General features: G+C 59.7%; 4 protein-coding genes and 1 pseudogene. 4 read left to right on the top strand and 1 reads right to left on the bottom strand.

The features are described 5' to 3' along the window. The first annotated feature begins 238 nt into the window (after nt 1–238). The 3 genes and pseudogenes from WAW39_RS00725 (at nt 239) to WAW39_RS00735 (ending at nt 2,392) form a co-directional block, all read left to right on the top strand. Nucleotides 239–1,411: a PQQ-dependent sugar dehydrogenase gene (locus WAW39_RS00725; RefSeq protein ID WP_422314745.1), complete on the top strand. Its 1,173-nt coding sequence runs from the start codon at nt 239–241 to the stop codon at nt 1,409–1,411. Between the two features lie 48 nt (nt 1,412–1,459). Next, nucleotides 1,460–1,597: pseudogene (locus WAW39_RS00730) on the top strand (DUF4339 domain-containing protein); the annotation flags it as partial. Nucleotides 1,598–1,666: 69 nt separating this feature from the next. Continuing rightward, nucleotides 1,667–2,392: a hypothetical protein gene (locus WAW39_RS00735; protein WP_422314751.1), complete on the top strand. Its 726-nt coding sequence runs from the start codon at nt 1,667–1,669 to the stop codon at nt 2,390–2,392. Between the two features lie 27 nt (nt 2,393–2,419). On the opposite strand, the gene WAW39_RS00740 is transcribed toward WAW39_RS00735, so the two are convergent. Beyond that, a complete protein-coding gene (locus tag WAW39_RS00740; RefSeq protein WP_422314747.1) occupies nt 2,420–2,797 on the bottom strand; it encodes a hypothetical protein in 378 nt (125 codons plus the stop codon). Between the two features lie 206 nt (nt 2,798–3,003). Between WAW39_RS00740 and WAW39_RS00745 the strand changes: the two genes are divergently transcribed. After that, nucleotides 3,004–5,358, top strand: a 2,355-nt coding sequence (locus tag WAW39_RS00745) for a c-type cytochrome domain-containing protein (protein WP_422314749.1), incomplete at its 3' end; no start/stop codon positions are given.

Genomic DNA, 5,358 nt, shown 5'->3' on the forward strand with positions numbered 1-5,358 from the left:
CTCTAAGCGTGGTCAAGAAGGCTGCCAGACGGCGACGTTCCTGTTCGCCAAGCTTGCGAGCTTCTTCCATTAGGGTTTCCAGACTCATGCTTTAAATTCTATTTCTTGGCCGATTGAAGGCAAATGAAACTTTGCCGTTGCGCCAAGATGACCTCCCACAGCTGGAAGATCACTTAGATGCAGATTTTCTTCATTGCCCTGCAAGACTCGGCCCGCATAGACTGACTATCTCGAACCTATGCGCTCCCTTCTCTGTCTCGCCTTCCTCACTTCGGCTGCTTTTGCAGCCGACACCCACAAGCTGACCCGTGTTTATGAAAAGCTCCCCACTGAGCGCCCCATCGCGGTGGTGATCCCGGAGGATGGCAGTGGTCGTGAGTTCCTGGCGCTGCAGCGCGGGCAGATATTGATCCTGCCGAAGGACGAGCAGGGCACGGAAGCCAAGACCTTCCTGGATCTCTCCCCGCGTGGCATGGAGGCGAAGGACGGCTTTTTTGAAGAAGGCCTCAACGGCCTGGCCTTCCACCCGAAGTTCAAGGACAACGGCCTCTTCTACCTCTGCTACACGCTGCAGAAGCCCAAGCGCCTCGTCATCACCGAGATGAAGGCCAACGGCGACAAGGCGGACGAAAGCACCGAGCGCTCACTCCTCGAAATCCCGCTGGTGAACTGGAACCACCACGGCGGCAACATCGTCTTCGGCCCGGACGGCTTCCTCTACATCGGCGTGGGCGACAACTCGAAGCGCAACGGCGAACTCAAGATGTCCCAGCTCAACGCCACGCTCTACGGCAAGATCCTCCGCATCGACGTCAACAGCCGCGAATACTCCAAGGCCTACGGCATTCCTGCCGACAATCCGTATGCGAACGGCGTGAACGCCCTGCCACAGATCTACGCGAACGGCATTCGCAACCCCTGGGGCCTGAGCTTTGACGCCAAAGGCCACCTCTGGTGCGCCGATGTGGGCCAGGACATCTGGGAAGAAATCAACTGGATCACGAATGGCGGCAACTACGGCTGGAACTTCCGCGAAGGCCCTGCCGCATTCCCCCTGATGACCGACACCCCGCCCGCCGACGCGAAGTTCATCGAGCCCATCCATGCCTATAGCCACGCCGACGGCCTCAGCATCACCGGTGGCATTGTTTACACCGGCAAAGCTCTGCCAGAGCTTCAGGGAGCCTACGTCTACGGCGACTTCATCCTCGGCAAAGTCTGGGCGCTCAAGACCGATGACAGCGGCAAGGAAGTGAGCAATGCGCTGCTTTACACCAGCCCGCAGACGCCTGCCGCCGATCCCAAGAAGAAGCCCACCGTGCTGGTCAAACCGACCGCCTTCTGCGCCAACGCCGCCGGAGAAATGCTCGTGCTCGACTGGAACGGCGCGATCTACAAGCTGGGCAAGTAGTCTAGATCTTGCTTTTCGACCGCAGCCGCGCCTATGATTCGTCTTCCAATGGACGAATGGCATTATCTGCGCGGTGAAACTACCTTTGGCCCCATCAGCGGGGTCATGCTGCACAGCCTCATCAAGCGCGGGCGTTTGCAGAATGACACCCGCGTGAAGAGGGCAGGCGAGGCGGAGTGGAGTACCGTCTCACAGGTGATTCCAAGTCTGCCCACCATCCCGGACTCCCCGCCTCCGGAACAGTCCGCGAATGCCATGCCCTTCGACTCCAGCCTGCCGGGGGCATCAGTCGTTTATGCGCCACCCCAGTCAGCCGTGACAGCGTTGCCTTCGACGGAACTGCCTGCAGGGCTTTGGTTTGGCATGATCTTCAGCAGCGCGGCTTTGCTGTTGGAAATCGCCTGCTGGACTTTGGTTTCAATTCAACCATTCCAATCTGCAAAACAGGAGTTCAGATGGATCCCCTCTCTCCCCCGGTCTTTGATGGAAGGTTCTGCATTTGAGACCGCACTGCTCGCATCAGCCATCAGCATTGTCGCAACCGCCATATGGCAGGGCTGCGCTTTTGCTTCGCTGAAGCGTTTGTACGGAGACATGGTCCGTCGCAGCGTCTGGTCAGGACTCTGGTGGTTCGTGCCCATTGCCAATCTGTTTAAGCCATTGCTGTGTCTGCGGGACATGCGGCACCTCAGCCGAACACGGCGCGACTATGTGGACTTCCAGGTGCCATGCGGCCCTTTGCTCATCACCATGGAGGCTCTGATTGTGGTTCGCGTTCCCATCAGCATTTTCGAAGTGATGAACGTCAGCCCTCATGCTGCGGCCGGGTCTAACCTGGACTTGGCGCAGGCTTCGAACTTTGCCATCATCGCCTTGGCCATGATCCTGCTGGCCATTGTCATCCGTAATTTTTTCCAGCAAAGAACACTCTATGCCCACTGGAGGGATGACGAGTACTGGAAAAATGTGGACATCCACTGACAAGCCGGGGACGATCCCCTGCCCGGCCTAATGATCATGGAGCGGACGCCCGTCGATGAGGTTGGCGATGTTGTTGGCGAGCATCAGCGTTGCGACAAGGGCAACCACCAGCCACAACAGCCCCAGCACCACGGCCTCCACGCAGAACCCTCTGACGGAACGCGCAGGCTGGCACAGCAGCTGCCAGCTCAGGAACGACAGCGAGCCCACATACACCAGTAGTAGAGGATAGTAAGCGATCAGCACCAGATCCCGCAGCCAGAGGGGATACCCGCCGACGTTTGTCCAGAAGTACGGTGTCTCACGCAGCCAGACAAAAGGCAGCAAAAACCCGGCCTTCAAAAAGGCCGCTACGTAAAATAGCGGCTTGAAGAAGGTGATGGGCTGGCTCTCGTTTTTCATCATTCCCATAAAGAAAGCACTCTCACAGGACTTGGAAACAGCCCAGTGATAAGGATGCGCCCCCGCCATTCTACGCGTTCCTTTAGCGCATTTATCCCCGCCAGGAAGATTGAACGCCAAGATTGCCCTTCTTGACACATTTCTTGGCCACCGCCCCTCTGACGAAAGTCTTCACCCCCCACGTGCGTAATTCACCCCATCATCCATCTATGATGTCCAAAACCACCCTTTCGCTGACTTGCGCGGCCTTCGCCGCAGTGTCCCTTCATGCCCAGGACGCTGCCGAAAAAATCACCTATCAGGATCACATCCGCCCGCTGCTGGAGAACAAATGCTTCTCCTGCCATAATCCCGATAAAAAGAAGGGTGACCTCGATCTGACCAGCTTCGGCGCCCTCATGAACGGTGGCGGCGGCGGGTCCGTGGTCGATCCCGGCAATGTGGACAGCAGCCGCATCTGGAGCACCTGTGCCAAGAAAGAAGAGCCCTTCATGCCGCCGGAAGGCGCACCGCTGGGCCCCAAGGATCTCGATCTCATCGCCTCATGGATCAAAGGCGGCATCCTCGACACCAAGTCGAGCATCGCCAAGAAATCCGCCAAGCCGAAGGTGGACATGGCCGTCAGCGTTACCAGCGGCAAGCCTGAAGGCCCCATCGCCAAGCCGGAGCATGTGCTGCTGGAACCCGTCATCGTCACCCAGCACACCACCGCCATCACGGCCATGGCCGCCAGCCCATGGACTTCGCTGATGGCTCTGGCTGCACCGAAGCAGATCCTGCTCTACGACACCGACACCAAGCAGCTCGTCGGCATTTTCCCCTACACCGAAGGCTACGCGCGCAGCCTGCGCTTCAGCCGCAATGGCTCCCTGCTCATCATGGGTGGTGGTCGTGGCGGCAAAAACGGCCACGCCATCGTGTGGGACGTCAAAACCGGCAAACGCATCACCGAAGTCGGCAAGGAGTTCGATCAGGTCATGTCCGCCGACATCAGCCCCGATCACAAGAGGATCGTGATCGGCAGCCCTTCGAAGAAGGTCAAAGTGTACAGCACGGCCAACGGCGAAGAGGAATACGTCATCAGCAAGCACACCGAGTGGGTCATGAGCACCACCTTCAGCCCGGATGGTGTGCTGCTGGCCACCAGCGACCGCAACGGCAACGTCAACGTCTGGGAAGCCGAAAACGGCGGTGAATTCTACATCCTCGGCCAGCACAAGGCCTCCTGCGTGGACCTCTCCTGGCGCGCCGATTCCAACATCCTCGCCTCTTGTTCCATGGACGGCACGATCAGCACTTGGGAAATGAACGAAGGCAAGCTGGTCAAAAACTGGGCCGCTCACGGTGGCGGCGTACAGTCCGTTTCCTTCACCCCCGATGGCAAGATCGTCTCCTCCGGCAACGACGGCCTCGTCCGCGTCTGGGACATCAACGGCAACAAACTCGGTGAAGCCCCCAGCCAGGGCGATCTCGTGACCAAAGTGGTCTCGCTCTTCGATTCCAAAAACGCCATCTCCGCCAACTGGCGCGGTGACATCATTCAGTGGACCTTTGGTGCCACGGCGCTCCGTGAGAGCGGCCGCTACACCAGCAATCCTTCCCTGATCGCCCAGCGCATCGTGCAGACCGAGCAGCGTCTGGCCGAACTCACCACCAAGCTCCCGGCGCTGCAGGCCGCCATCAAAACCGCCGAGGCCGATGCCAAGGCGCGTGACGAAGCGCTGGCCAAAGTCCGTGCCGAAGTCGCCGCCAACGAAGCGCGCAGCAAAAACCTCCCCGGCGAGATCGCCAATGACGAGAAAGCCCTGGCAGCCCTGAAAGCCGCCCGCACCAAGGCCGAGCAGGACAAGGCCGCACGCACCGCCGCCATCAAAGCCTTCGCTGAAAAGTCCGCCAAGATCGCCGCGCAGGAAAAAGAGCTCGCCCCTGTGGCTGCTGAAGCCGCCAAACTGGCCGCTGCTGACAAGGCCGTGGCAGACACCAGCGCCGCGCTCGAAGCTGCCAAAAAGGAACTCGCCGCCAAGGCCGGTGATGCCGCCCTGACCGCCAAGGTCAAAGACAGCGAAGGAAAGCTCGCCGCCGCCAAGGCTGAGCAGCAAAAGATCGCCCCAGTCAAAGCCAAGGCCGATCAGCTCACCGCCGCCCTCGCCAAAGCCAAGGCCGAGCTGGGTGCTGCGCCTGCAGCTCCGACAGACCTCGACAAGCTCATCGCCGAGACCGACGCTAAGATCAAAGCCACCGCCGATGGCATCGCCGCGAAGAAGGCCGAACTGCCGAAGCTGCCCGCGCTGGTCAAAGCCGGCCCGGACCGCATCAAGAACGCCGAGTCCAATGCCGTCACCGGCAAAAACAACCTCGTTGCGGCGCAGACCGTTGCGAATTCTGCGAGCACCGAGATCGGCATCCTGCAAAAAGTGCCGACCGCGCTCAAGGCCGCCCAGTTCAACACCGGTGTGCTCGCCGAGAAGGAAAAACTCGCCAAGCTCGAAGCTGATTTCACCGATTTCACCGAAGCCAAGAAAGACGCGGAAGCCGCCAAGGTTTCTGCCGCAGCACGCATCGAG

The sequence above is a fragment of the Prosthecobacter sp. genome (assembly GCF_049294395.1).
Taxonomy (GTDB): Bacteria; Verrucomicrobiota; Verrucomicrobiia; order Verrucomicrobiales; family Verrucomicrobiaceae; genus Prosthecobacter.

Bases quoted from the DNA above. Each gene is read 5' to 3' on its own strand.
- WAW39_RS00735 (WP_422314751.1), top strand. From the start codon at position 1,667: ATGCCCTTCGACTCCAGCCTGCCGGGGGCATCAGTCGTTTATGCGCCA.
- WAW39_RS00740 (WP_422314747.1), bottom strand. From the start codon at position 2,797: ATGATGAAAAACGAGAGCCAGCCCATCACCTTCTTCAAGCCGCTATTT.
- WAW39_RS00725 (WP_422314745.1), top strand. From the start codon at position 239: ATGCGCTCCCTTCTCTGTCTCGCCTTCCTCACTTCGGCTGCTTTTGCA.